Source organism: Roseitalea porphyridii (assembly GCF_004331955.1).
Lineage (GTDB): Bacteria > Pseudomonadota > Alphaproteobacteria > Rhizobiales > Rhizobiaceae > Roseitalea > Roseitalea porphyridii.
Genome location: NZ_CP036532.1, coordinates 2,107,693 through 2,132,544, shown reverse-complemented (window position 1 = coordinate 2,132,544; position 24,852 = coordinate 2,107,693). Strand labels below are relative to the sequence as shown.

33 protein-coding genes and 1 tRNA gene are annotated in these 24,852 nt (G+C 67.6%); 11 read left to right on the top strand and 23 right to left on the bottom strand.

Going from position 1 to position 24,852, the window contains the following annotated elements; genetic code table 11:
• The first annotated feature begins 166 nt into the window (after positions 1-166).
• Positions 167-1,024 carry a tRNA 2-thiocytidine(32) synthetase TtcA gene (gene ttcA / locus E0E05_RS10465; protein WP_131616656.1) on the top strand — a complete coding sequence of 286 codons (858 nt, stop codon included), beginning with the start codon at positions 167-169 and terminating at the stop codon, positions 1,022-1,024.
• On the opposite strand, the gene E0E05_RS10460 is transcribed toward ttcA, so the two are convergent.
• The 5 genes from E0E05_RS10460 to grxD form a co-directional block, all read right to left on the bottom strand.
• Positions 1,012-2,280 (bottom strand): multidrug effflux MFS transporter, encoded by a 1,269-nt coding sequence (locus E0E05_RS10460; RefSeq protein WP_131616655.1) that lies wholly within the window; start codon positions 2,278-2,280, stop codon positions 1,012-1,014. The genes ttcA and E0E05_RS10460 overlap by 13 nt on opposite strands.
• Positions 2,277-2,984 (bottom strand): TIGR02453 family protein, encoded by a 708-nt coding sequence (locus E0E05_RS10455; protein ID WP_131616654.1) that lies wholly within the window; start codon positions 2,982-2,984, stop codon positions 2,277-2,279. The genes E0E05_RS10460 and E0E05_RS10455 overlap by 4 nt, the downstream gene beginning before the upstream one ends.
• Before the next feature lie 113 nt (positions 2,985-3,097).
• The gene (locus tag E0E05_RS10450) at positions 3,098-3,580 is read right to left on the bottom strand and encodes a YtoQ family protein (RefSeq protein WP_131616653.1); all 483 of its coding nucleotides are present in this window, start codon (positions 3,578-3,580) and stop codon (positions 3,098-3,100) included.
• A gap of 66 nt (positions 3,581-3,646) precedes the next feature.
• A complete protein-coding gene (locus tag E0E05_RS10445) occupies positions 3,647-4,720 on the bottom strand; it encodes a DUF2332 domain-containing protein (protein WP_131616652.1) in 1,074 nt (357 codons plus the stop codon).
• Positions 4,721-4,790: 70 nt separating this feature from the next.
• Positions 4,791-5,126, bottom strand: a complete 336-nt coding sequence (grxD, locus tag E0E05_RS10440) for a Grx4 family monothiol glutaredoxin (RefSeq protein ID WP_131616651.1) — start codon at positions 5,124-5,126, stop codon at positions 4,791-4,793.
• Between the two features lie 159 nt (positions 5,127-5,285).
• On the opposite strand from grxD, the gene E0E05_RS10435 reads away from it, so the two are divergent.
• Positions 5,286-6,044 (top strand): phosphodiester glycosidase family protein, encoded by a 759-nt coding sequence (locus tag E0E05_RS10435; RefSeq protein ID WP_158629340.1) that lies wholly within the window; start codon positions 5,286-5,288, stop codon positions 6,042-6,044.
• On the opposite strand, the gene E0E05_RS10430 is transcribed toward E0E05_RS10435, so the two are convergent.
• The 4 genes from E0E05_RS10430 to E0E05_RS10415 all read right to left on the bottom strand — a co-directional run bounded on the left by E0E05_RS10430 (position 6,045) and on the right by E0E05_RS10415 (position 11,264).
• Complete coding sequence (locus E0E05_RS10430) at positions 6,045-6,278, bottom strand: BolA/IbaG family iron-sulfur metabolism protein (RefSeq protein ID WP_131616649.1); 234 nt, start codon at positions 6,276-6,278, stop codon at positions 6,045-6,047.
• Positions 6,269-8,527, bottom strand: coding sequence for a phosphoribosylformylglycinamidine synthase subunit PurL (gene purL / locus E0E05_RS10425; protein WP_131616648.1), 2,259 nt, complete (start codon positions 8,525-8,527; stop codon positions 6,269-6,271). The genes E0E05_RS10430 and purL overlap by 10 nt, the downstream gene beginning before the upstream one ends.
• Before the next feature lie 44 nt (positions 8,528-8,571).
• Positions 8,572-9,054 carry a DUF418 domain-containing protein gene (locus E0E05_RS17900; RefSeq protein WP_131616647.1) on the bottom strand — a complete coding sequence of 161 codons (483 nt, stop codon included), beginning with the start codon at positions 9,052-9,054 and terminating at the stop codon, positions 8,572-8,574.
• 788 nt (positions 9,055-9,842) lie between these two features.
• Positions 9,843-11,264: an aminotransferase-like domain-containing protein gene (locus E0E05_RS10415; protein ID WP_131616646.1), complete on the bottom strand. Its 1,422-nt coding sequence runs from the start codon at positions 11,262-11,264 to the stop codon at positions 9,843-9,845.
• Positions 11,265-11,346: 82 nt separating this feature from the next.
• Here E0E05_RS10415 and E0E05_RS17690 point away from each other — a divergent pair, with 82 nt between their 5' ends.
• Positions 11,347-11,607, top strand: coding sequence for a DUF1127 domain-containing protein (locus E0E05_RS17690; protein ID WP_244597683.1), 261 nt, complete (start codon positions 11,347-11,349; stop codon positions 11,605-11,607).
• Between the two features lie 28 nt (positions 11,608-11,635).
• Here E0E05_RS17690 and E0E05_RS10405 read toward each other — a convergent pair whose 3' ends face one another.
• On the bottom strand, positions 11,636-12,079 hold the full coding sequence (locus tag E0E05_RS10405; protein WP_131616645.1) for a hypothetical protein: 444 nt from the start codon (positions 12,077-12,079) through the stop codon (positions 11,636-11,638).
• Positions 12,080-12,177: 98 nt separating this feature from the next.
• Between E0E05_RS10405 and E0E05_RS10400 the strand changes: the two genes are divergently transcribed.
• Positions 12,178-12,498 (top strand): hypothetical protein, encoded by a 321-nt coding sequence (locus tag E0E05_RS10400; RefSeq protein WP_131616644.1) that lies wholly within the window; start codon positions 12,178-12,180, stop codon positions 12,496-12,498.
• 9 nt (positions 12,499-12,507) lie between these two features.
• Here E0E05_RS10400 and purQ read toward each other — a convergent pair whose 3' ends face one another.
• The 4 genes from purQ to purC are packed head-to-tail and all read right to left on the bottom strand — an operon-like array spanning position 12,508 to position 14,749.
• Positions 12,508-13,182, bottom strand: coding sequence for a phosphoribosylformylglycinamidine synthase subunit PurQ (gene purQ, locus E0E05_RS10395; protein WP_131616643.1), 675 nt, complete (start codon positions 13,180-13,182; stop codon positions 12,508-12,510).
• Positions 13,183-13,185: 3 nt separating this feature from the next.
• Complete coding sequence (gene purS, locus E0E05_RS10390) at positions 13,186-13,428, bottom strand: phosphoribosylformylglycinamidine synthase subunit PurS (RefSeq protein WP_131616642.1); 243 nt, start codon at positions 13,426-13,428, stop codon at positions 13,186-13,188.
• Positions 13,429-13,444: 16 nt separating this feature from the next.
• The gene (locus tag E0E05_RS10385; protein WP_131616641.1) at positions 13,445-13,957 is read right to left on the bottom strand and encodes a hypothetical protein; all 513 of its coding nucleotides are present in this window, start codon (positions 13,955-13,957) and stop codon (positions 13,445-13,447) included.
• Positions 13,958-13,966: 9 nt separating this feature from the next.
• Complete coding sequence (gene purC / locus E0E05_RS10380) at positions 13,967-14,749, bottom strand: phosphoribosylaminoimidazolesuccinocarboxamide synthase (RefSeq protein ID WP_131616640.1); 783 nt, start codon at positions 14,747-14,749, stop codon at positions 13,967-13,969.
• A 259-nt stretch (positions 14,750-15,008) separates the two neighbouring features.
• Between purC and E0E05_RS10375 the strand changes: the two genes are divergently transcribed.
• Together E0E05_RS10375 and E0E05_RS10370 are read left to right on the top strand one after the other, a co-directional pair.
• Positions 15,009-15,326: a DUF1476 domain-containing protein gene (locus E0E05_RS10375; protein WP_131616639.1), complete on the top strand. Its 318-nt coding sequence runs from the start codon at positions 15,009-15,011 to the stop codon at positions 15,324-15,326.
• Between the two features lie 36 nt (positions 15,327-15,362).
• On the top strand, positions 15,363-16,142 hold the full coding sequence (locus tag E0E05_RS10370; protein ID WP_131616638.1) for an HpcH/HpaI aldolase family protein: 780 nt from the start codon (positions 15,363-15,365) through the stop codon (positions 16,140-16,142).
• A 9-nt stretch (positions 16,143-16,151) separates the two neighbouring features.
• Here E0E05_RS10370 and E0E05_RS10365 read toward each other — a convergent pair whose 3' ends face one another.
• Together E0E05_RS10365 and E0E05_RS10360 are read right to left on the bottom strand one after the other, a co-directional pair.
• The gene (locus E0E05_RS10365; RefSeq protein WP_131617996.1) at positions 16,152-16,709 is read right to left on the bottom strand and encodes an RBBP9/YdeN family alpha/beta hydrolase; all 558 of its coding nucleotides are present in this window, start codon (positions 16,707-16,709) and stop codon (positions 16,152-16,154) included.
• Positions 16,710-16,773: 64 nt separating this feature from the next.
• The gene (locus tag E0E05_RS10360; RefSeq protein WP_131616637.1) at positions 16,774-17,016 is read right to left on the bottom strand and encodes a hypothetical protein; all 243 of its coding nucleotides are present in this window, start codon (positions 17,014-17,016) and stop codon (positions 16,774-16,776) included.
• Between the two features lie 174 nt (positions 17,017-17,190).
• Here E0E05_RS10360 and E0E05_RS10355 point away from each other — a divergent pair, with 174 nt between their 5' ends.
• Positions 17,191-17,799, top strand: coding sequence for a hypothetical protein (locus tag E0E05_RS10355; protein ID WP_131616636.1), 609 nt, complete (start codon positions 17,191-17,193; stop codon positions 17,797-17,799).
• 2 nt (positions 17,800-17,801) lie between these two features.
• On the opposite strand, the gene purB is transcribed toward E0E05_RS10355, so the two are convergent.
• From purB to E0E05_RS10325, 6 genes are read right to left on the bottom strand one after another with little or no spacing between them, the layout of a single operon-like run.
• Complete coding sequence (gene purB, locus E0E05_RS10350; RefSeq protein WP_131616635.1) at positions 17,802-19,109, bottom strand: adenylosuccinate lyase; 1,308 nt, start codon at positions 19,107-19,109, stop codon at positions 17,802-17,804.
• A gap of 58 nt (positions 19,110-19,167) precedes the next feature.
• Positions 19,168-19,659: a hypothetical protein gene (locus E0E05_RS10345; protein ID WP_131616634.1), complete on the bottom strand. Its 492-nt coding sequence runs from the start codon at positions 19,657-19,659 to the stop codon at positions 19,168-19,170.
• A gap of 14 nt (positions 19,660-19,673) precedes the next feature.
• A complete protein-coding gene (locus E0E05_RS10340; RefSeq protein WP_131616633.1) occupies positions 19,674-20,438 on the bottom strand; it encodes a DUF2259 domain-containing protein in 765 nt (254 codons plus the stop codon).
• A gap of 9 nt (positions 20,439-20,447) precedes the next feature.
• Entirely contained in the window at positions 20,448-21,122 is a 675-nt protein-coding gene (gene rpe / locus E0E05_RS10335) for a ribulose-phosphate 3-epimerase (protein ID WP_131616632.1), read from the bottom strand.
• 51 nt (positions 21,123-21,173) lie between these two features.
• Complete coding sequence (locus E0E05_RS10330) at positions 21,174-22,187, bottom strand: P1 family peptidase (RefSeq protein ID WP_131616631.1); 1,014 nt, start codon at positions 22,185-22,187, stop codon at positions 21,174-21,176.
• Between the two features lie 4 nt (positions 22,188-22,191).
• Complete coding sequence (locus E0E05_RS10325; protein ID WP_158629339.1) at positions 22,192-23,190, bottom strand: ABC transporter substrate-binding protein; 999 nt, start codon at positions 23,188-23,190, stop codon at positions 22,192-22,194.
• A 105-nt stretch (positions 23,191-23,295) separates the two neighbouring features.
• Here E0E05_RS10325 and E0E05_RS10320 point away from each other — a divergent pair, with 105 nt between their 5' ends.
• The 4 genes from E0E05_RS10320 (at position 23,296) to cueR (ending at position 24,640) form a co-directional block, all read left to right on the top strand.
• A complete protein-coding gene (locus tag E0E05_RS10320) occupies positions 23,296-23,616 on the top strand; it encodes an XdhC family protein (protein WP_131616629.1) in 321 nt (106 codons plus the stop codon).
• Positions 23,617-23,631: 15 nt separating this feature from the next.
• On the top strand, positions 23,632-23,859 hold the full coding sequence (locus E0E05_RS10315) for a hypothetical protein (protein ID WP_131616628.1): 228 nt from the start codon (positions 23,632-23,634) through the stop codon (positions 23,857-23,859).
• A gap of 192 nt (positions 23,860-24,051) precedes the next feature.
• Positions 24,052-24,282: a hypothetical protein gene (locus tag E0E05_RS10310; protein WP_131616627.1), complete on the top strand. Its 231-nt coding sequence runs from the start codon at positions 24,052-24,054 to the stop codon at positions 24,280-24,282.
• Positions 24,251-24,640: a Cu(I)-responsive transcriptional regulator gene (cueR, locus tag E0E05_RS10305; RefSeq protein WP_131616626.1), complete on the top strand. Its 390-nt coding sequence runs from the start codon at positions 24,251-24,253 to the stop codon at positions 24,638-24,640. The genes E0E05_RS10310 and cueR overlap by 32 nt, the downstream gene beginning before the upstream one ends.
• 52 nt (positions 24,641-24,692) lie before the next feature.
• Here cueR and E0E05_RS10300 read toward each other — a convergent pair.
• A tRNA-Glu gene (locus E0E05_RS10300) sits at positions 24,693-24,768 on the bottom strand.
• Positions 24,769-24,852: the final 84 nt, after the last annotated feature.

Here is a 24,852-nt window from a genome sequence, read left to right as displayed (position 1 = left end):
TGCCGCCATCGATGCATCAAGGGGCCGTCCGATGTTCGGGCGGCCCTTTTCTTTGGGAGCCCCCATGATCCGGTGACATGGCGCGCCCGGCTCGATAGGACTGTCCCGTGCGGGCAAGCGTGTTCGGCGCGCGATAGGGACGGCGGAGAACGGAGCATCGGCGGAAATGGGCCAGCCGGCGGCGATCGACGATCTGGAAGAAGGCGGCGGCGCGCACCGGCTGTTCGCCGAGGCGCCGTCCTCGGTCGGCTTCAACAAGCTGCGCAAGCGCCTTCTGCGCCAGGTTCGCCAGGCGCTCGACGATTTCTCGATGGTCACGCCTGGCTCGCGCTGGCTGGTGGCCCTGTCCGGCGGCAAGGATTCCTACGGGCTCCTGGCGTGTCTGGTGGACCTGCAATGGCGTGGCCTGCTGCCGGTCGAGATCCTCGCCTGCAATCTCGACCAGGGCCAGCCGAACTTCCCCAAGCACATCCTGCCGCAATGGCTTGACCGGCACGGCATCGCGCACCGGATCGAATACCGCGACACCTATTCGATCGTCACCGAGAAGGTGCCCGAAGGCCGCACCTATTGCGCGCTGTGCTCGCGGTTGCGGCGGGGGCATCTGTACCGGATCGCGCGCGAGGAGGGCTGTTCGGCGGTGGTGCTCGGCCACCACCGCGAGGACATGCTCGAGACGTTCTTCATGAACCTGTTCCATGGCGGCCGGCTGGCCGCGATGGCGCCGAAACTCGTCAACGACGAGGGCGATCTGGAAGTGCTGCGCCCGCTCGTCTGGTGCGCCGAGGCCGATCTTGCGCGGTTCGCCGAGGCGATGAAGTTTCCGATCATCCCGTGCGATCTGTGCGGCTCGCAGGACGGGCTGCAGCGCAACGCGATGAAGAAGATGCTCGCCGACATGGAAGCGGCGACGCCCGGTCGCAAGGAAACGATGATCCGGGCGCTCGCCAATGTGCGGCCGAGCCATCTGCTCGACCCGGCCCTGTTCGATTTCGCGGCGGCGTCGGGCGATCAGACGTCCTGATCGTGCTGGGCGGCGAAAAGCCGCCCGCGCTCGGTGATCAGCACGATCGCCACACCCACCGCGCCGAACAGGAAGTAGGCAAGGGCAAGCGGCACGATGGTGCCGTTGAACGCCTGGCCTGTCAGCGTGCCGAGAACCGCGCCGCCCGTGAACGAGATCGTCCCCAGGACAGACGACGCGGCGCCGGCGACATGGCCGAGCGGCTCCATTGCGAGCGCGTTGAAATTGCCCGCGACGAAGCCGAACGACATCATGATCAGGCTGATCAGTCCGATCGTCAGCCAGAAGGGCGGCACGGTGAGAAGGCCGAGCACCAGCAGAAGCGCGCCGAGCGTGGTGAAGCTGATCAGCGCCCCGTGCGAGATGCGGCGCATGCCGAGCTGCCGCACGAGCGATGCGTTGCCGAGGCTTGCCACGGCCATCGCGCTGGCGCTGAACGCGAAGATGACGGCAAGCCATTCGCCCAGCCCGTAGACCACCTCGATGATCTGCTGGATGGAGACGATGAAGGAGAACAGGCCGCCGAAGAACAGGGTGACGGCGAGCGTGTAGCCGAGCGCGATCCGGTTCGTCAGGATCTCGCGGAAGGCGGCGACGATGCTGCGCGCGTCGAGCGGCCGGCGGGCGCTCACCGGCAGGGTCTCGTCCATGCGCATGCCGGCCCATGCGGCGAGCGCCGCACCGGCCAGGCCCAGCACGGCGAACAGCCAGTGCCAGTCGGTCACCGCGACGATCGCCTGCCCCAGCGCCGGGGCGACGATCGGGATCAGCATGAAGACCGTGAACACATAGGACATCACGCGCGCCATCTCGCGGCCGGCAAAACAGTCGCGCACGATGGCCTGGGTGGTGATGCGCACCGCCGAAGCACCGATGCCCTGGGCGGTCCGGCAGGCGAGCAATGCCCACCAGCTCTCGGTGATAGCCGCGCCGAACGAGGCCAGAACGAAGAAGCCGAGGCCGCCCAGCAGGATCGGCTTGCGCCCGAACCGGTCGGCGATCGGCCCGAAGATCAGCTGCGCCGGCCCGAACGCCAGCACGAAGGCGATCAGCACGAACTGCCGGTCGTTCTGGTTGGCGAGCCCGAAATCGTCGCCGATCACCGGCAGCGCGGGCAGCATCGAATCGATGGAGAAGGCGACAATCGAGGTCAGCGCGGCGATCAGCACGATGAATTCGCGCATGCCGATTCCTGCCTTGAGCGGCTCGGGCGACGCGCCCGGCGTGGCGCCGGCGCCGGTGGCGGGCGCGCTCATGCCGGCGCCTCCTCGCGCAGCGGATCGATGGCGCGCCAGCCGAAGGTGAGGAAGGGCATCGAGATCGTGCCGAGACTGACCATCCGCTCCAGCAAGGCCGGCGTGGTCACGATGGCGTTGTCGATCTCGTCGATGAAGGTGAAGTGCTTGAGCCGGAGCCAGCCGATCATCTCCTCGTCGTCCACATCCTCGAAGCCGCGCGGCGTGCGCTTGAGCGCCTCGGAGCGGTCGAGGTCGAACCCGTGGGCCGCCATGTTGGCGAGCAGCGTGCGGAAACTGTCGGGCTCGCGCACGATCAGATCGCGCAGCGCCCGCAGTTCCGGCCCCTCGAGCGCGTAGAAGCCCGACGCGACGAAGCTGCGCTCGTTGGAGATGTGGACGTAGACGAAGCCATTGTCCTTCTTGTTGCCCGTGCGGGTCATCAGCGCGCTGGCGTGCGTGTTGTAGGGGTCCTTGTTCTTGGAAAAACGCACGTCGCGATAGACCCGGTAGAGCGAGGTCTTGCGGCTGCCCCGGAGCGGCACGCCCTCGGCCGCAAAGCGCGTCGATGCCGCCTCGACCAGATCGCCCAGCGGCGTCTTCACCTCGGCCTCGTAGAGCGCCTTGTTCTCGGCGAACCAGTCGCGGTCCTGATGAAAGCCCAGCGCCTTGAGGAAGGGCAGGGCCTTTTCACCGAAGCCCCTGAATGTGACCGCATCGGACATGGCATTACCAAAGCAAAAAAATGCGCCGACGGGCGGCGCATCATGTTGATAGCCTTTTCGGGCCGGGTTGGAAAGCGCCGGGCCGGCGATCCCGACATCTGCCGCCAGCTCTCCTATTGCGCCGCCTGGGCGCGGTCGGTGTAGCCGGGAAGATGACCGTTGATGACGTAGTCGAGGATGGCGACGACCTGCTGGGGTGTTTTCGTCACGGCGAGGGCGGCCGCGTCGACCTCCTTGAGCGCGTGGGCGTGCTCGTCCTGATGCATGACGACCAGCGGCTTGCCGAGCGCGCTCGCATAGCCGGCGTCGAAGGCCGCGTTCCACTGCTTGTACTTGTCGCCAAAGCGCACCACGACGACGTCGGCCTTCTCGATCAGCGTACGCGTGCGGATGGCGTTCATCTGCGCGCCCTTGTGGTCGTGCCAGAACTTGTCGTCCTCGGCGCCAAGGATCGCAACGCCGCAATCGTCGGATGCGGCATGGTGCGTCACCGGGGCCGTGAAGGCGACGGGCAGGCCGGCATTCGCCGCGCCCTGTTCGATCTGCTCGCGCCAGTCGGTGTGGATTTCGCCGGAAAGATAGACGGTCCAGGTCATTGTTTCCTCCGTTTGCCGACCCTTACATAGGGGCGCCGGCCCCGTGCGGTCCATGGCCGAGGCGATTTACGGCAACATCTGAAGCCATCTTCCGTGATAGTCGCCCCGCGCCAGAAGGCGCGTGATACCGTCATCGGCGACGCCGGCCCATGTCGTGAGGCAGACGCCGCCGCCGGGCGACTGGCCGTCCGCCTCGAAGCGCAGCCAGGCCATGGGCCTGTCCTGTCCGGCATCACGGCCAGCGCGCCGGATCGCCGTCTCGGCGCGCGCCTTTTCGGCATCGGGCAGATATTGCCACATGATCGTGTGAAGCACGACGGTCAGCCGGCCCTCGGGCAGGGGCGCGAGCCGGTCCTCCAGCCAGTCGGCGGCGCCGGCCGCTTCCACCTGCGGCGGATGGGCGCCGGCCAGCTCCATGGCGGCCGAGAGCCTGGCGAGCCGCGGGTGCTGATCGGCCCAGGCATATGACAGAAGCCGCCGTTGCTCGTCTTGTGTCCCGACCGGCACGGGCGCGACATCGCATGCGCTGCGCTCGGCGATCTCGAGGTCCCGGGCCTGCGGCGGGCCGGCCTTGCCGCGCCACTCGCACGCCACGAGAACGGGTGAGGCCGGATCGCCCCACTGCCAGGCGCCGTAGTCGTAGGCGAAGCGGTCGAGGTTCTGGTTCAGGCCGGCGGAGGCGCCCAGTTCGAGCAGGCTAAACGGCAGGCCGTGCGCGGCATGAAGATCGAGAAGGGCCGGCAGGAGCAGAGCGGCGCGGGCGACCTCGTTGGTCTGCGGCGGGGAGTTGAGATAGGCGGCGATGAACCCGTCATGCGCCGACACGGCCGCGCGCAGCGCATGCCAGAGCACGTCGCGGTTGAGGTCGGCGGGCGGGAAGGCGGCGGCGAGACCGTCATCGGCGCCGTCGAGCACGAGCCTGTGCAGGGCGGCGGTGAACCGCAGCGGGACGGCCGCCTCGCGCGCGCCAATCGCGCCGGGCCAGGTGGCGATTCGCCGCCGCGTTGCGCTGTCGGGCAGGCCGCGTTCGGCGACCAGCGAACAGATCGCCGCGACGAGCGGCGAGCCCAGATCGTGGCATGCGTCTGCCTGCGCGGCAAAGGCGCTGGCGGCGGGGTCGGGAAGGGGATGCGCTGTCATGGACGAGCATCTGCCATGGCGTTTCCGCCACGGCAATCAACGCTTTGTCACGAGCGCAATGAAGCGCGGATCAGGCCGCGCCCTTGGCCGCGACGCCCTTCTCCTCGAAATGGCCCTGTAGTTCGCCGGCCTGGAACATCTCGCGGACAATGTCGCAGCCGCCGACGAACTCGCCCTTCACGTAGAGCTGCGGGATCGTCGGCCAGTTCGAGTACTGCTTGATGCCCTCGCGCAGCTCGTCGTCGGCGAGCACGTTGACACCCTTGTAGTCGACGCCGAGATAGTCGAGAATCTGGACGACCTGGCCCGAAAAGCCGCACTGCGGAAATCCGGGCGTGCCCTTCATGAAGAGCACCACATCGTTGCCCTTGACCTCATTGTCGATGAATTCGTTGATTGCCGGCATTGTCCTGTTCCTTTCATTCGGGTTCAAGGCCCGATGACGTCACGCCCCCGAGATAACTTGCGGTTCGGTCCAAAACAAGATGCGCGCGGGCGCAAGCCTGGACGCGGCGTTCATGGCCGTCTGGCCGTGCGCGCGGCGCCGCTTCTCTTCCGTGCACGAGTGACGCTCGGCGCCCTGCTTTGCATGGTGCCGCTCGGCGGTCCGGCGACGGCGATCGCCGAGGGTCGCAGTGCTCCCTGCCAGAGCGTGACCTTCGAGGGCGCGCGCTATCTGTCCTGCACATTCGATCCGGCGAGAACGGAATTCGCCGTGCACCTCGGCCGCCCCGACGGCACGGCCTATGGCAGCGTGCGCGCCTTCGCCGCTTCCGAGGGTACTTCGGAAGACGCGCCGGCGGTCGCCATGAACGGCGGCATGTATCACGCCGATCTCAGCCCGGTCGGCCTTTACGTGGAGGACGGGCAGGAGCGGATGGGGCTGGTGACCTCGGACGGTCCGGGCAATTTCCATCTCAAGCCGAACGGGGTGTTCTTCGTCACCGAGGACGGGAAGCCGGGGGTTCTGGAAACGGAAGCCTTCGCCGAGGCGAACCTTCCGGTGCGCCACGCAACGCAATCGGGGCCGATGCTGGTGATCGACGGCGCCATCCACCCGCGCATCCTGCCCAACGGCTCGACGCGCTTCATCCGCAACGGTGTCGGCGTCACCGAGGACGGATCGGTCGTCTTCGCGGTCAGCCTCGATCGGGTCAGCTTCGGCAACTTCGCCCGCTTCTTCCGCGACCACGCCGGCGCCCGCAACGCACTGTTCCTCGACGGCAAGGTGTCGGCCCTGGCTATCGGCACGGACATGCAGATCGGCTCGTGGTTTCCGGCCGGGCCGATCCTTGCGGCCTACCCGAAGGGCGGCGGCGACTGATCAGTCCGGCGCGTTGGTCTGCAGCGCCAGCGCATGCAGCGCACCGCCCATGTTTCCTTCGAGCGCCTGGTAGACCATCTGGTGCTGCTGCACGCGCGTCTTGCCGCGAAAGCTCTCCGAGACCACTTCGGCCGCGTAATGGTCGCCATCGCCGGCCAGATCGCGGATCGTCACCCTGGCGTCGGGGATCGCCTGCTTGATCATGCGTTCGATATCGGCGGCGTTCATCGGCATTGGGCGGTCTCCTGTCGGGCGGCCTCGGCGCGGGCGGGCCCGGCCATGTAGTCCGGCAACCAGCCTTCGTGCGCGCGGCGCATCTGATCGAGAGATATGGAAGCGTTGGCCGACCCGGTCAACACAAACTGGTCGCCATCCACGGCGCCGATGCGCCGGAACGGCACGCCGGCGCCTTCGGCGTTGAGCGCGAAGAAGGTGGCGTTCCGCGCCGGCACGGTGACGACGTAGCGGCCCTGATCCTCGCCGAAAAGCAGCGCGTGGGGCGGGTGGGTATCGCCCACCTCGATCGTCATCCCCTTGTCCGCGGCGAGGCACATCTCGGCAAGCGCGACAGCAAGGCCGCCGCCGGAGACGTCATGGCAGGCGGTCACCTGATCGTTCTGGATGGCCGAGCGGACGAAATCGCCGTTGCGCTTTTCCTGGTAGAGATCGACGGGTGGCGGCGGCCCGTCCGTGCGCTCGTGGACGATGCGGGCGAGGGCCGACTGGCCCAGATGCGTGCCGTCGCCGCCGAGCATGAAGACCGCATCGCCGTCCTGCATCGTGCCGATCCGCGCCATGTGCGCCCAGTCATGGATGAGGCCGACGCCGGCGATGGTCGGCGTGGGCAGGATGGCTTCCCCTTGCGTCTCGTTGTAGAGCGAGACATTGCCCGACACGATCGGGAAGGACAGTGCCGAACAGGCTTCGCCGATGCCCTCGATCGCCTTGACGAGCTGGCCCATGATATCGGGCCGTTCGGGATTGCCGAAGTTGAGATTGTCGGTCGCCGCCAGCGGTTCGGCGCCGGTGGCGGTGATGTTGCGCCAGCATTCGGCGACGGCCTGCTTGCCGCCCTCGAACGGATCGGCCTCGACGTAGCGCGGCGTCACATCCGAGGAGAAGGCGAGCGCCTTGGTCGCATGGCCCGGCACGCGCACGACGCCGGCATCGCCGCCGGGGCGCTGCAGGCTGTTGCCGCCGATCAGCGTGTCGTACTGCTCGAAGACCCAGCGGCGCGAACAAAGGTTCGGCGAGCCGAGCATGGCGAGGATCGCGCCCGCATAATCGTCCGGCTCGGGAACCGACGCGTCATCCCAGTCCTGATAGGTGCCCGGTTCCACCCACGGCCGGTCATATTCGGGCGCTTCGTCGCCGAGTTCCTTGATCGGCAGGTCGGCGACCTCCTCGCCCTGATGGACCACGCGAAAACGCAGATCGTCGGTCGTCTCGCCGACGATCGCGAAGTCGAGACCCCATTTGACAAAGATCGCCTCGGCCTCGGCGCGCTTTTGCGGATCGAGCACCATGAGCATCCGCTCCTGGCTTTCCGAGAGCATCATCTCGTAGGCGCTCATCATCTCTTCGCGGACGGGGACGCGGTCGAGATCGAGCCTGACGCCCAGATCGCCCTTGGCGCCCATCTCGACCGCCGAGCAGGTCAGCCCGGCCGCGCCCATGTCCTGGATGGCGATCACCGCGCCGGTGGCCATCAGTTCAAGGCAGGCCTCGAGCAGGCATTTTTCCGTGAACGGGTCGCCGACCTGGACGGTCGGGCGCTTCTCCTCGATCGTGTCGTCGAATTCGGCCGAGGCCATGGTCGCTCCGCCGACGCCGTCGCGACCGGTCTTGGCGCCCAGATAGACAATCGGCAGGCCGACGCCCTCGGCCTTCGACAGGAAGATCCTGTCGGTGTCCGCGATGCCGGCGGCGAACGCGTTGACCAGGCAGTTGCCGTTGTAGCGGGCGTCGAATTCGAGCTCGCCGCCCACGGTGGGTACGCCGAACGCATTGCCGTAGCCGCCGATCCCGGAGACGACGCCGGCGAGCAGATGACGCGTCTTGGGATGGTCCGGTTCGCCGAACCTGAGCGCGTTCATCGCGGCAATCGGACGGGCACCCATGGTGAAGACATCGCGCAGGATTCCGCCGACGCCGGTCGCAGCACCCTGATAGGGCTCGATGTAGGAGGGGTGGTTATGGCTCTCCATCTTGAAGACCACGCACTGGCCGTCGCCGATGTCGACCACGCCGGCATTCTCGCCCGGGCCGTGGATCACCTGCGGACCCTCGGTCGGCAGGGTGCGCAGCCATTTCTTCGAGCTCTTGTAGGAACAGTGCTCGTTCCACATGGCCGAGAAGATGCCGAGTTCGGTGAAGCTCGGTTCGCGGCCGATCAGCTCGAGGATACGGTCGTACTCGTCCGGCTTGAGGCCGTGCGCCTCGATCAGTTCGGGCGTGATGGCAATGGTGTTGGGGATCGACATGGCCGGTCTTTAGCGTCGGTGGCGGCGAGACGCCAGTGCGCGCTTCAGCGTGTGCCCAGATAGGTCCACCGCCGCAGCAGCACCTCCATCGGGCCGCGCTCGAACCGCGACCGCCAAAGGCTGGCAAAGCCGATGCTGACAAGCGCCACCAGGAAGGCGATCGCCGTGCAGGCGGCAACGCCGAGCGATCCGAACAGGCCCAGCCCGTAGGCGTTGAAGATCAGCGAGAAGATGAGGGACTGCGTCAGGTAGGCGGTCAGGGTCGCGGTGCCACCGCGTGCCAGAAAGGTCTTCGTCGCGCTCGGTGGCGCTTCGGCCCACCGGGCGATCAGGCCGATATAGCCGGCGCTGGCAAACGGGCCGAACAGGGTGATCAGCACCATGCCGATCAGCATTTCGGGGTCGATCATCACGCTCGCCTGGCCCAGGACCCAGGCGCCCGCCGCGCTGCCGACGAGGCCGACCGGCAGGAAGATGCGGCGGGACCGGCGCCAGATCGGCGATCGCGCCGCCGCGCACCGCCGCAAGTCCGAACAGGAAGAAGGCGAACGCGCCCGGTCCCTGAAGCATCAGCCCGTAGACGACGATCTCGGACCATTCGGCAAGCCGCAGCGCCGCCGCTTCGGTGAATCCGGCCGATCCGAAGACGCGCGTCGCGCGGTCGGCCTGCTCCTGCAGCGCCGCTGCCTCGGCGGCCATGATCTCGGGCGCCATCGTCGCGCCGAGCCAGGCGAGACCGGCAAGCGCGACCACGATCAGGATCTGCACCCCATACACCGCGATGGCCCAGCGGATCAGCGTGCGTGTGCCGGTGTTCCGGAACAGGAAGAGGAAGGCGCCAAGGATCGCGTAGATCACCAGGATGTCGCCCTGGAACAGCAGCGCGACATGGGCGATGCCGAGAACGACAAGGCCGACGATTCGGCGCCAGTACTCGGCCGAAAAACCCGCTCGGCGTCGCTGCGCCGAAAGGATCTGGTAGGCGAAGCCGGCCCCGAACATGAAGGCGAAGAGCGTGTAGGACTTGAGCAGGAACAGCGCGTTGACGGCCCAGTAGGCGGCGACGTCGCCCTGCGTCGCAAAGGCCGCGTCGGGATAGCCGGTCATCGCCGGCCAGGCGAGGTACTGCACGTTGACGAGCGCGATGCCGACCAGCGCGAAGGCCCGAACCAGGTCGGGCAGGATGGCGCGTTCGGTTCCGGCCGGGGCGGGGCGGTCGGTCATGGGCTTGGTCCTGGCAGCGGACGTGCGGAGGGTGGCGGCGCTCGTCGCTTGTCCGGACGGAGCGTGAAAGTCAATGGCGGCGGTGGGGGCCTCAATTGTAGCTGTGATAGGCGGCCGGGCCGGCATCGAGCAGGCGTCGCAGGCGGCGCGCACCAATCTCCATCGTCTCGATGTCCTTGGCCATGGCGGCGAAGGCGACCCGCACGCCGTGGAAGCGCTGGTCGCCGCGTCCGGCCTTGAATTCGTCCTCGTCGTCGATGCGCACCTTCTCCTCGTAGGCGGCTGCCTTGAAGGTGCCCGACAGCCATGGTTCGGGCAGCTTGAGCCAGGCGAACGGCGTGTAATCGCGTATCTTGATGTCGCAGCCCTCGAAGACGGTGCGCATCACCGTCACGCGCCGGGCGATCTCCTCGCGCACGCGGGTGCGCACGTCCATCGCAGCGCCCGAGTTGACCATGCGCGCCGCCATGTCGCTGAGCAGATAGCTCGAGCCACCCGTCAGCATCTTCTGGGCGGACCACACACGCGCCGTCATGTGGGCGGGCGTCGCCACCCAGCCGGCGCGAAGGCCGGCGGCCACCGCCTTGGAGAGCCCGCCGATGTGGAAGGTGATGTCCGGCGCGAGCGCCGCGATCGGCTCGTAGGGGTCGGGCGTCACCGACGCGTAGAGGTGATCCTCGATGATCAGCACATTGTAACGCCGCGCGATCTCGATGATCGCCCGGCGGCGCTCGGGCGACAGCGCGACGGTCAGCGGCGTGTGCACCGCCGGCATCAGGAAGAGCAGCCGGGGGTGCTGCTGGGCGCAGACGGTCTCGAAGGATTCGGGCAGAATGCCCTTTTCGTCGATGGCGACGCTGACCGCGCCGCGCCCGATGAGCTGCGCGCTGCGGGGAACGCCGGCGAAGGTAAGCGCCTCGCAGGCGATCCGGTCACCCGGGTTGGTGGCGCCGGCAATGATCGAGATCAGCGCGCCCTGCGCACCCGAGGTGGGCAGGACGTTCTCCTCTTCGGGTCGCCATCGGCTGCCAAGGGCGATCCAGTCGGCGCCGGCCTTGCGCCAGTCGGGCTCGATGCCGCGCACATAGCCGGCCATCTCGTCACAGCCGTCGCGGGACACTTCGGCGAGGAGCGGGCGGATTTCGGCGGCGCCGGCCTCGCTGAAGGCGGCCGAGGAATCGAGCCGGATGACGTCGGCGCGCGCTTCCTCGTGATAGCCGCCCGGCGGGCGCAGCGTGATCGGCAACTGGCCGTTCGGAACGCCGGTCTCGCGGCTTGCGACGAAGGTGCCGCGCCCGACCTCGCCTGTCACCAGACCGCGCTCGCGCACGACCGCGTAGGCGCGGCTGACCGTGCCGACGGTCACGCCGATATCGAACGCGAGGTTGCGCTGCGGCGGCAGTTTCACGCCGGCGGGCAGGGAGCCCGATTCGATATCCTGCTGAATGCGGTTGGCGAGCTCCAGATAGAGCGGGCCATTGTCGCGGGACAGATCGGGGAGCCAAGTTGTCATGGTGACAATTCGATATATTGTACCCGTCAATGAGTCAATGTACCTCATGCATGTCCTCACAGGGACAATGGAGATCAATGCTATGGGTACAATTGGTACAATACCGTTCCGCTTCCGGCCATTCACGATTGCCGGTGTCCGCTACGATACGGCGAGCGCCGTGCCGTTTCGCGTGTGGGGACGTGTGCTCGTTGCGATGATCGTGGCCAAATACGAGAAGCGACGCACGCGCATTCACCTGAGCAAGCTCGGCGTCGAGGAACTGCGCGACATCGGTCTGACGCCCGATCAGGCCGATTCGGAGATCCGCAAGTCGCTGCCGTTCTTCGAGCGCAGCCGCTGACGGCTCGCGCGCCGGCGTCCGGATCAGATCACGAGCAACTCGGCCGGCCGGCGCTCCATGCCAGGATATCGGCATTGATGCGCGCCGACAGGCTTTCGCCGGCGAGCGGCCCGAAAGTCGTGATGCGCACCGGGTCGCCGCCGGCGGTGATCACCAGTTCCGGCAGACCCTGCTGATTGCCGCGCCGCACGATCAGGATGCGCGGCTGGCCGGTGCGCGTGTCGAGTTCGGGCACCATCGCATAGTTGCGGAAATCGCGGTCGCCCGAGCGGAACCAGCATTGCAGCCCGCGCTCGTTGATGCGCTGCAGGGCGGCCACCGGCGAAGGCGCGTCAACCTCGGCAACGACCGGCCCACCCGGCGGCTCGAACGCCTGGCAGCCGGCCAGTACGAACAGCAGTGCCGTGCCCGCCGCCAGCCCGGCGGGCACCTCGCGCCATTTCGTGATTTTGGAGATGGGCGAATCACGCATAGGCTGTTCCGATCGGGATCAAAGGCGACGGACGAATCGCCGGGCTCAGACAAGGAGACGAGACGAAACCGCAAACTTCAAGACCGGGGGACATTCCAATGGGACGGAATCTCTTTCAGGCGGCCGCGCTGACGGCCGCACTGGTGTTGGGCGTCGTGGGGGCGCCGGCAAATGCGGCCGAGGAGGTGATGCTGCAGCGACAGGCGCCTTTCGACCTTTGTCCGCAGATGGTCGACGGCATGCTGTCGCATCTCGGCGCGCCTCAGGCCCATGTCGAACTGATGACCGACACGGGCGCGCACTACACCGTCAAGCTGATCTCGGTGGACGCCAACCTGGTGTTCCTGTGCAACGCGGTGAGCGAGACGATCACCGTGACGCGCACGACGCCGGGCGAACTCGAAACCGCCTTGCGCTAGGCTGCCGGCTCAGGCTTCGACGAGATCGAGCGCGCTTTCGAACAGGGCGCGGCCGTCGGTGCCGCCATGGGCCGGCTCGACCAGGTTTTCCGGATGCGGCATCATGCCGAGCACGTTGCCGCGCGCGTTGACGATGCCGGCGATATCGGCGGTCGAACCGTTCGGATTGGTGCCTTCGGCGTAACGGAAGACGATGCGGTCGTCGCCCTCGAGCCGGGCCAGCGTTTCGGCGTCGGCGAAATAGTTGCCGTCGTGATGGGCGACCGGGCAATCGATGATCTGCCCCGGCCGGTAGTTCCGCGTGAACGCGGTGTCGGCGTTGACGATCTGAAGGCGCACGCTGCGGCAGACGAAGTTGAGCGAGGCGTTGCGCATCAGCGCGCCGGGCAGAAGGCCCGCTTCGATAAGAAGCTGAAAGCCGTTGCAGACGCCGAGAACGCGCACGCCGCGCGCCGCCGCCTCGGCGACCGCGCGCATCACGGGCATGCGCGCGCCGATCGCGCCGCAGCGAAGATAATCGCCGAACGAGAAGCCGCCCGGCACGATCACCAGCCCGACGTCCGCCGGTATCTCGGTCTCTGTCTGCCACAGGGTGAGCGGCTTTTTGCCGGTGATCGTCTCGATCGCGGCGATCATGTCGCGGTCGCGATTGAGCCCGGGAAGAAGGACAATGGCGGGCTTCATCGGTCAGACGATCTCCACCGCATAATCCTCGATCACCGTGTTGGCGAGCAGCTTCTGGCACATGTCGGCAAGTTCGGTTTCGGCGCGCGCCCTGTCGGAATGGTCGAGTTGGATGTCGAACACCTTTCCCTGCCGGACGCCGGCCACATCCTTGAAGTCGAGCGTTGCGAGCGCGCTGGCGATCGCCTTGCCCTGAGGGTCGAGCACGCCGTTCTTGAGGGTGACGGTGATGCGGGCCTTGATCATCGGCGGTTCGGTTCCTTCACAGCGTGATTGCGTTGACGAAGTCGAGCGCGGCGGCGCGCGCGGCCGTTTCGGTGTCCGCGAAGGCGAAGACCATGTGGAAGCGCCCGTTCTTGCGAAGGACGATCGCATGGCCGGGCTCGGCGGCCGCGCCGCTTCCGGTGACCGCGAACCGCAGGGTCTCGTGCGCGCCGATCATCGCGCGCGTGATCGGACCCTCGATGCGATAGTCCCGGCCGGCGCCGAGCCGGCTTCGCTCCACGGCGCTGTCAAAGGCCCTCTGGAAGGCGCGCCGGGTCGCCTCGTCATTGGTCTCGAACAGCGTGTCGCCCGAAGGGCCGAGCGCGACGAGTTCGTGTCCGGCACGGCCCGGATAGGGGCAGGCGGGTCGCGCGCAGGAATAGGTGCGTTCGCCGAGCGCGCTCCATCCGCGCGGCGACGCCCCCTCGACGGCTGCGGGCGCGGCAACGCAGGCGGCCAGCGGCGTGGTGATGGCGAGGCACGCGGCCAAGCGGCCGACCGGCACGATCATCGCGGGTTCCTAGTGAAGCTTGTCCTTTGAAGCGACCAGCACCGGGCCGGAGGCGCGGGGGCGCTCGTTCTCGTTCATGATGCCGAGCCGGCGCGCGACCTCGGTGTAGGCCTCGACCAGGCCGCCCATGTCGCGGCGGAAGCGGTCCTTGTCGAGCTTCTCGTTCGAGCCGATGTCCCACAGCCGGCACGAATCGGGCGAGATCTCGTCGGCGACCACGATCCGCATCATGTCGTTCTCGAACAGCCGGCCGCACTCGATCTTGAAGTCGACGAGCTGGATTCCGATGCCCAGGAACAGGCCGGACAGGAAGTCGTTGACGCGGATGGCGAGCGCCATCATGTCGTCGATCTCCTGGGGATTTGCCCAGCCGAAGGCGGTCACGTGTTCCTCGGAGACGAGCGGGTCGCCGAGCGAATCGGACTTGTAGTAGAACTCGATGATCGAGCGCGGCAGCACGGTGCCCTCGTCGATGCCAAGGCGCTGGGAGAGCGAGCCGGCGGCGATGTTGCGCACGACGATCTCGACCGGAATGATCTCGACCTCGCGGATGAGCTGCTCGCGCATGTTCACGCGCTTGATGAAGTGGGTGGGGATGCCCATCCGGTTGAGCGCGGTGAAAATATGCTCGGATATCCGGTTGTTGAGGACGCCCTTGCCTTCGATGACATCGTGCTTTGCGGCGTTGTAGGCGGTCGCGTCATCCTTGAAATGCTGGATCAGAGTGCCGGGCTCGGGGCCCTCATAGAGGATCTTCGCCTTGCCCTCGTAGATGCGGCGGCGCTGTTTCATGCATTGGCCTTTTGTACATCGCGCTCGCGCCAGTGGGTTGGGGCGCGGACGGCGGTCGATCGAATGGCCCCGTTTATCCGAAACGGACCGCCAAAACAAATGGCCGCCGGGCCCTGACGGATGAAATTTCGCACCCGTCCGCGCGCCGGTTCGCCGCGTGGCGCGGCCGGTTGATCTTTGACAAACCATTTGGTTTAGACCGGCGCTAGGCTTACATACCAGCCACCACCAATCAGGGCCGTCCGCCGAAGGAGCACCGATGAGCATCAAGGACCGCAAGGACGCTTTCGAGAACAAGTTCGCCCACGACGCCGAGTTGCGGTTCAAGGCGGAGGCGCGCCGCAACAAGATGCTCGGCCTGTGGGCCGCCGAAAAGCTGGGCAAGACCGGCGCGGACGCCGAGGCCTATGCCAAGGAAGTGATCGCGGCGGACTTCGAGGAGCCGGGCGACGAGGACGTGTTCCGCAAGATCAGGGGCGACTTCGACGCCGCCGGCGTCGAGCAGTCCGATCACCAGATCCGGCGCACCATGGACGAGTTGATGGTCAAGGCCGCCGAAGAGATCGAAAAAAGCTAGACCACGAAGAACCGGGCAATCCGGCGGGGAGGGGACATGGCCGCCTACGGCTATGAATTGGCCGGTGCGCTGCGCGCCGGCAAGACGGTGTTGACCGCATGGTCGGCCCAGCCGGAGGCGGGACTGGTCGGCATGATCGCCGGCGCCGGCTTCGATGCGGTCACCATGGATATGCAGCATGGCGGCCATCACGAAGCGTCGATCTGGGACGGGGTCGCCGCCGTGCTCCTGCGGCGGGTTCCGGCGATCGTCCGCGTGCCCGTGGGACGCTTCGACATGGCCTCGCGCGCGCTCGATTTCGGAGCCGACGCGGTGATCGCGCCGATGATCAATTCGGTCGAGGACGCCCGGGCGCTCGCCGCCTTCACGAAATATCCTCCGCTCGGCGAGCGCTCCTGGGGCCCGACAAGGGGGCTCGCGCTGCGCGGCGTCGAGGGCGGCAACGCCTATCTACACAGCGCCAATGCCGACACGCTCTGTTTCGCGATGATCGAAACGCGCGCCGCGCTCGATGCGCTCGACGACATCCTCGATGTCGACGGCATCGACGCGGTGTTCGTCGGTCCGGCCGACTTCTCGATCGCCTGGACGGGCGGGCAGGGGGTCGACGCCACGCTGGACGACATGATGGACGCGGTGGCCGATGTCGCGGCGCGGGCGAAAGCGAAGGGCAAGCTTGCCGGCATCTTCGCGGTCGATCCGGCGATGGCGCCGCGTTACGCGCAGATGGGGTTCGGGCTGATCGCGGCCGGCTTCGATGCGGCGATCGTCAACCGGGGCGCGCAGGCGGTGCTTTCGGCCGCGCGGGGCGGCTGACCGGCACGGTCACAGCCGCTTCATGAAGCGGGCGAACACCATCAGTCCTTCCGGCCACGGCCCGTGGCCCGACTGTGCGTTCAAATGTCCCGAATTGCCAGCGTCGACCAGCAGCGCGCCCCAGTTCGCGGCGGTCTCCTCGGCCTTCTCGAAGCTCGTATAGTGATCGTCGCGGCTGGCGATCACGAAGGCGGGAAACGGCAGAGGGTCTTCGGGATAGGGGCCGAACGTCATGAAGTGGCGGGGCCGGATCTTCGGATTGGCGACATCGGGCGGCGCGACGAAGAAGCCGCCGCGCACCTTGTCGGCCAGTTCGGGCGCGCGATGGATCGCGTGCACGGCGGTCGTGACACCCAGCGAATGGGCGACGAGCACGGCGTCGCCGTTCGAGGCGGCGATCGCCTCCTGCGCGCTGGCGACCCAGTCTTCGAACACCGGCTTGGTCCACTCGGCCTGTTCGACGCGGCGGGCCGTCGCCATCTTCGCCTGCCACCGGCTCTGCCAATGGTCGGGCTCGGAATTGCGGTAGCCGGGGATGATGAGGATATCGGCGTCGCGGATCTTCATGGTCCGCGAGGTGGCGGCCCCGCGCGCCGATGTCAACCGCGGGGCCGTCATGTCGTCCTGCGCCTTATTCGATCGGCGCGACCGGCTCGGGCTCGACGGGGGCGGGCTCTGTCGTTTCGGCCGCCGGCGGCGCCAGATCGGGCGCCTCGGTCCCGTTTTCGGGTGCGTTCGAGCCGAACACGAAAAAGACGGCCATCAGCAGCACAAGGGCGATCAGCGCCAGTCCGCCCCACCGCATGCCGCTCGATGAGCTTTCGCCGCGGCCCGGGGCGCGATGGGTGGAGTAGTAGTCGCGTTCGTCGGTCATGATGTCCTCCATTGGACTTGCCCCCAACTCAGGGTGCTGAACAAATGCGTTGCGATGGCGATGGGTTCGCGCACGGTGCGTTTCACGCCGACAGAATTGGCCTCGCTCTCGTGAACGGGATGAAAAGCGATGGAAAATCAATTTCGTAAAGCGCATCGAACGTGGTCACAAAGGGTGACGGTCCGTTACCTGGCCCTGTTCGTCGCACTCCTTGCCGCCGTGCCTGGGCAGGCCGGCGACCTTGAAGCCGTCGCGCTCGACCGGATCGTGTCGGTGGCGAGCGGCGATCTCGATGGCGACGGGGCGAGCGACGCCGCGCTTCTCATCGCGCCCGGCGCGGACGAGGCGCATGACGACCATGCGCTGGTCCTGCTGCGCGGTACGGGCCTCGACAAAGGCGCGCTTCAGCCGTGGCGCGTCTACGCCGATGCCGCCTGGGGCGGCCTGCCGGGCGGCATGGTCGGCAACCGGCCGGCGGTGGCGTTCACCGACGCCGGTTCCCTGCAACTGATCTCGAAGAATGAAGCGGTCGGTCGCAGCCGCTGGTACCAGACCGTCACGCTCGCATGGCGCGACGGCGACCTGCTGGTCGCCGGGTTCACATACGACCATCGCGACACGCTCGATCCCGATGCCGCCGGTGGCTGCGACATCAACGTGTTCACGGGAAGGGGCATCATCGGCGAAGAGACGACCGAAATGACCGTCTCCCTGGAGCCGCGCCGGCTGCCGCTCGACCAGTGGCTGGCGCAGGGCAGCCCTTCGCTATGCCCGGACGGCTGAGGTCAGCTCTCGCCGAAGACCCGCGTGAAGATCGTGTCGACATGTTTGGTGTGGTAGCCGAGGTCGAACCGGGCACGGATCTCGTCTTCGGACAGATGGGCGCGGACATCGTCGTCGGCGAGCAGTTCGTCCAGGAAATCCTTGCCCTGCTCCCACACCTTCATCGCATTGCGCTGGACGAGCCGGTAGGCGTCCTCGCGCGACACGCCCGCCTGGGTGAGCGCCAGCAGCACGCGCTGGGAGTGGATCAGGCCGCGAAACCGATGCAGGTTGGCTTCCATCGCCTCGGGATAGACCACGAGCTTGTCGATAACCCCGGTCAGCCGGTGCAGCGCGAAGTCGAGCGTGATCGTCGCGTCCGGGCCGATCATGCGCTCGACCGAGGAATGAGAGATATCGCGCTCGTGCCACAGCGCGACGTTCTCCAGCGCCGGGGTGACGTAGCCGCGCACCATGCGCGCAAGGCCGGTCAGGTTCTCGGTCAGGACCGGGTTACGCTTATGCGGCATGGCCGACGAGCCCTTCTGGCCGGGCGCGAAATACTCCTCGGCCTCGAGCACCTCGGTGCGCTGCAGATGCCGCACCTCGACGGCCAGCCGCTCGACCGACGAGGCGATCACGCCGAGCGTGGCGAAGAACATGGCGTGCCGGTCGCGCGGGATCACCTGGGTCGAGATCGGTTCTGCGGTCAGCCCCATCGCGTCGGCGACATGCGCCTCGATGGCCGGATCGATGTTGGCGAAAGTGCCGACGGCGCCGGAGATGGCGCAGGTGGCGATGTCGGCACGGGCCGCCTCGAGCCGGCACTTGCAGCGCTCGAATTCGGCATGGGCCTGGGCGAGCTTGAGACCGAATGTGGTCGGCTCGGCATGGATGCCGTGGCTGCGACCGATGGTGATCGTGTCCTTGTGCTCGAAGGCGCGGCGTTTGAGCGCGGCGAGCAGCGCGTCCAGATCGGCGAGCAGGATGTCGGCGGCGCGCGAGAGCTGCACGGCAAGGCAGGTGTCGAGCACGTCCGACGAGGTCATGCCCTGGTGGACGAAGCGCGCTTCGGGCCCGACGATCTCGGCCAGATGGGTCAGGAAGGCGATGACGTCATGGCGCGTTTCGCGTTCGATCTCGTCGATCCGGGCCACGTCGAAGGTGGCGGACCCCGCCTTTTCCCAGATGATCTGGGCGGCGCGCTCGGGAATGACGCCGGCCTTGGCGAGTGCGTCACAGGCATGCGCCTCGATCTCGAACCAGATGCGGAACTTCGTCTCGGGCGACCAGATGGCGACCATTTCGGGTCGCGAATAGCGGGGGATCATGGCGAACCTGCAAGGGCGGTGGCGGGATGGTTTGCCCTATCAGGGCCGGACCCGACACTCAATCGGCGTTGCGGTGTGTCCACCAGCTCGCAAGGGCCAGAAGCGCCAAGGCGGGCAGGCCGAGATAGCGGGTTCCGAGGACCGCCACGTGGCCGGCCGCCGCGACGCCGGTGTAGAACTGCTGGATGAACCAGACCCGCGACAGGGCGGGGCCGTGCCACTGGCTGAAATAGGCGCGGTGTTCGAGGAAATAGAGCGCCAGCGTGCTCGCCAGAATGGTTGCGACGGCGATGCCGAAGGTCAGTGCCATCCTGCGGCGGGTGCCGGTCGCAACGAGTGTCGCGAAGAAGGCGGCGATGGCGAACCCGATGCCCGCGCCGGCGCCGAAGATCGCGGCGACCGTGACAGGCTGAGGCCCGAGGGCCCATCCGAAGCGCAGCGTCAGCGAGGCAAGGGTCCAGACGGCGATGGCGGCCGCTAGCGCCGGCGCTGCGATCGCCAGCCTGATGCCTTGTGCGCGCGAGGCGGCACGTGAAGCGCCATCGCTCATCGCGGGCCGGCCGGTCAGGGCGCGATCGGTCCGGTCACGGCCATCCAGCGGAAGTCGGGGCCCTCAAAGCCGAACGAGCGGATTGCGATCAGCACCGCGAAGACCGGGTCGGCCTTGTCGGGGAAGAAGGTCTGGACCCCGCCGATGGAATAGCCCAGCGGGCAGCCGCGGCTTGAGGGCACGCTGTCATCCTCGTTGAGCAGTTCGGTCGTGCCGCCGGGCGTCGGGTCGATCTTCACCAGCCGGAAGCCGATGCTGGCGTCGGTGACGCCGTCGCAGGGCGGTTCGGCGGCGAACTGCATCTCGGACAGGCGCACCTCGAGCGGCGCGTCGATCGGCGGATTAACGGGCCGTGGATTGACGACCATGCGGAACGGATCGGCCGACAGTTCGGTGATCGGGTTCAGCCCGGCCGTGTAGCCGGGATTGGCCGCAAGCAGCGCGTCGGAGATAATCGCCTGGCCGGCGCTGCGGGCCTGGGCGCGGACCTCCGAAACGCTGGCCGATTCGTCGTCGATGCGTTTGCGGACCGGCGAACCGGGCATGAAGGTATCGGTCTCGGTGTCGATGTAGAAACGGTTCGCGTAGGGGAAGCCGGAACCGTCCTGCACGCCATATTCCTCGAAGGCGAAGACCGACCCGTCCGAGGAGAAACCCAGAATGTTCAGCGTGGCCGCATCGCCCGCCCGCGATTGCGATGTGAGATTGAAGACCAGCAGCGCGGCGATGAGCGCCAGAGCCAGGCAGGCGCGCAGCCTGCAGAAGAAAACGCCAACCATATCGACCTCCTATGGCCGGTTGTCCGTCGCCGCCGCCCGAATGGCCCCGATGCTAGCACGATAGGCCTCGATTGTCCCGCCCTTGAAGACGGCAGAACCGGCCACGAAGGCGTTGGCGCCGGCCCTGGCGCAGGGGCCGGCGGTCTCGGCGGTGATGCCGCCATCGACTTCCAGATCGATCGGGCGGTCGCCGATCATCGCGTCGATCGCCGCGATCTTGGGCAGCACGGCCTCGATGAACTTCTGCCCGCCGAAGCCCGGATTGACGCTCATCACCAGAACCAGATCGACCATATCAATGACATGTTCGATGGCCGAAGCGGGCGTTGCCGGGTTCAGCGAGACGCCGGCCTTCTTGCCGAGCGCCCGGATCGCCTGCAGCGACCGGTGCAGGTGCGGTCCTGCCTCGGCATGCACGGTGATCACGTCGCAGCCGGCTCTTGCGAAGGCTTCCAGGTACGGATCGGCCGGCGCGATCATCAGGTGACAGTCGAAGGGTGCGTCCGTGTGCTTGCGCAGCGCGGCGATCACGTCGGGCCCGTAGGAGATGTTGGGCACGAAATGGCCGTCCATCACGTCGAGATGGATCCAGTCCGCGCCGGCGGCGACGACGTCGCGCACCTCCTCGCCCAGCCTGGCGAAATCGGAGGCGAGGATGGAGGGTGCGATCTTGATGTCACGCATGGCGGCTTCCGGGTCTGTCTGGTTCGGGGTTGGCGCGGGCAGGGGCCCGTGTCAACGGCGCGCCGACCAGGGCGGCATGATATCCCCCGGCTCTTCATGGGCCGCATAGACGCCGCGCGCGACGGCGCGCGCCATGGTCGAGGCGGCGGCCGCGCACAGATCGACGAAGACGTCCAGATCGGGTCCGGTGTCGGCGCGGCCGGTGGACAGGGCGAAGATGCAATCGCCGTCGAACGGGGTGTGTGCGGGCCATATCGCGCGGGCGAGCCCGTCATGGGCGGCGATCGCCAGCCGCTTGCACTGGGCCTTGGTGAGCTTTGCGTCGGTCGCAACGACGCCGATGGTGGTGTTCACGGGGGCGCCGTCCGAGACCAGGTCGCGGAACTTGATGCGCAGATCGGTTGCATCGGCCGGAAACGGATGGGCGGGTCCGAGATCGCCGAACTCGCCATCCTGTTCGAACGGGGCGGCCCAGAAATGGGGCGTGTCGCCGACGGTGACCGCGCCCAGGCAATTGACCGCGACGAGCGCGCCCACCGTCAGGCCCGGCCGGTCAAGGATTGCCGAGGCCGAGCCGAGGCCGCCCTTGAGGGTGGCGGTCAGCGCGCCCGCGCCGGCGCCATGGCTGCCGATCGCGAAATCGGGCCCGGCGCTCTGCGCGGCGAGATTGCCGAGCGCGCGATAGGGCGACCTGTCGCCCCAGTTCTTGTCGCCGCCATTGATCAGGTCGAACAGGATCGCCGCAGGCACGATCGGCACGCGGTGCGGGCCGACGGGAAAGCCGCGTCCCTGCTCGGCCAGCCAGTCCTGCACGCCGGCGGCCGCATCGAGACCGAAGGCCGATCCGCCGGCGAGCACGATCGCATCGACGCCCTCGACCGTGTTGTGTGGTTCGAGCAGGTCGGTCTCGCGCGTGCCGGGGGCGCCGCCGAGCACCTTGACGCCGGCGGCCGCCGGCTCGTCGCAGATGATCGCGGTGACGCCCGACTTGATGCGGGCATGGGTCGCCTGGCCGACCTTCAGGCCGGCAATGTCGGTGATCAGGTTGCGGTCTCCGGGCGTCATGGCGTCATCCGTCCCCGTTTGCTGGCACTGGTTGCGGTCGGCCGTCGCGGACCGCGTGAATGCGCACGAAGTCGAGGTCCGGTTCGCCGGTGGCGTTGAAGGAAAGGGGCCCGGCGGCCGTGGCGAAGGTCGCGATGCGCAGCGCTTCGGCGATCGGCAGGTCCGATGCGAGCGCCTGCCTGGCGATCCGGGCGGCCATCGCGGCCAGATCCATATCGTACGGTACCGCGGCGATGATGGTGCCGTCGGGCAGGCGGCCATCGTCGGGCGGCGCGATCAGGATGCTGCCGCCGGCGAGCGTGAGATCGTAGCCGATGCGCTCGGCATCGGCGGCGATGACGGCGGCATCGCGCGCGTCGCCGCCAATGATGACGTGGGTGGCGCCGGACCGCTGCAGCCGCCGCACCAGCGGCGTCTGGTTCTCCAGAAGCGGCCGGTAGGTGTCGACGAACACCGGTTCGAGCGCCCGGTCGGCCAGCATCAGCCTGATGTCCTCGGACAGTTCGCGTCCGTAGAGCGTGCCGTCGTCGATCACCGCGAAATTCTCCTCGCGCCAGTCGGCGGCGACGTAGGCGGCGAGCGCCTCGACCTCGTCGCCGGTGCGCGGGCCGACGCGGAACACCGGCCACGGGCCGTCATGATCACGCGGCGGCGTGGTGATGTCGGGCGCGCGCACGCCGACGGCGAGCACCGGGATCGCGGCCTCGGCGAGGAGCGGCATGGCCGCATCGAACGCATCGATGCAGGGCAGGCCGATGACGATCCGGTCGCCGGCAACGATCGTGTCGCGCGCGGCCGCTGCCGCCGGTTCGGGCTCGCACTGATCGTCGATCACCGGCAGGTCGTCGCCCAAAATCGCGGTCGCGCTGCGGCGCATGTCGCGCCCGAGCGCCTCGAACGTGCCGGACATGGGCGCGATCAGCGCCGCGCCCTCGGCGGCCCGCGCCGGCAGGGCGGCCGAAAGGGCGATGATCGCCGCAAGGAACAGTGCGCGCGCAGCCATGGCGCCGTGATGCACCGGCGCATCGCAAAGGGCAAGCACCAGCCAAGATAGCGCTGCTTTTCGCGGGCGCCGGAACGCCGTAGGCTCGGCCGACCGGGGGGAGAAATGTTCACGATGACGGACGCTTCCGACCATCCGCTCGACTTCGCCGAGCGGGCGATGAGACAGGGGCGCGAGGTCGCGATCGCGTCGCTCATCGCGTGTCCGCCGGCCGTGGCGCTGCGGGTCGGACAGCAGATGGCGGTCGACGAGGACGATGCGATCGCTGGCTCGTTGGGGAACGAAAGGATCGAAGCGGCGATCGTCGCACGGGCCCGCGCGGTGATCGAATCGGGTGCGCCAGAGATCATCGATCTCGATGGCTCCGGGGCACCCGGATCGCCGGAAGACGCCACAATGCGTGTCTATATCGAGCGGGTCGGCTAGGCGATGGATCCGTTCGTGCTCAAATCGGTCAACCGCGCCCGTGCGGCGGGCCGGGCCGTGGCGGTCATCACCGACCTTGCGGACGGCCGCGACCGCGTCGTCGAGGCCGGTCAGCCCGTTCCCGGCGAACTTGGCGTGGCAATCGCCGACGCCTTCGGATCGGGCACAGCACGGCTCGTTACGGTCGGCGGCCGGCCCTTCTTCATCAATATCCACCCGCCGTCCGATGCCGGGCAGGGCTGACTTCTCCATGCGGCCGCGACGCCGCGTCGCTGCGGCCGGCTGTGGAACGGGCCAGTACGTGACCCCATATCATCTGCGAATTGTGCAGCGGCCAGCGGCTTGACCTTCCTGTGACTGGAAGGCGCAAAAAAAAGCTTTGGCGCATCATCACACGACAATGTCAGAAGGCCGCGAGCGGTCCGGGCACGTAGGATGAAGCCGAACGACGAAAGCGAGACGATGAAGCACGAGCGGGCATTGAAGGAAAAGGCACTTGGAACGCGCGACGACGGCGCGCGCGAACCGGACAGCTTTGCGCTCTTCCTGCAGCGCGCCCGCGCGATCGGCTTCACCGATGTCGAGATCGACCGGCTGCGCGCCACCTATGGCCATTCGGAACTGGGGATCGGCGATGAACATCGGCACGGCGGCGGAAGCGACTGAGCTGCCCGCCAAGACCATCCGCTATTACGAGGAGATCGGCCTCGTCCGCCCGGCGCGCGCGGCCAACGGCTATCGCGACTATTCCGAGCGGGACATCCACAGGCTGCGGTTCGTGCAGCGTGCGCGGAGCCTGGGGTTCTCGATCGAGGAATGCCGGCTGCTGCTGTCGCTCTACGAGGACGAGGCACGGGCGAGCGCGGACGTGAAGGCGCTGGCGCTCGACAAGATCGGCGAGATCGAGGCGAAGATCGCAAACCTGCAATCGCTGCGCGCGACGCTGACGCAACTGGTCGAGCATTGCCATGGCGACGACCGGCCCGACTGCCCGATCATCGACGATCTGGCACGGCCGGCCTGATACGTGGCAGGGGGCCCGCGAAGCCGGACCGGATGAGTTCTGGCCGGAGAAGTGGCACGCCCAACGGGACTCGAACCCGTGTTTCCGCCGTGAAAGGGCGGCGTCCTAGACCGCTAGACGATGGGCGCGCATCAAGGTGAGCGGGTGTATAGGCACAATCATCTGCCGCCGCAACCCTGATCGCAAAGCGAAAATCCGTTTTTTGCGACCGG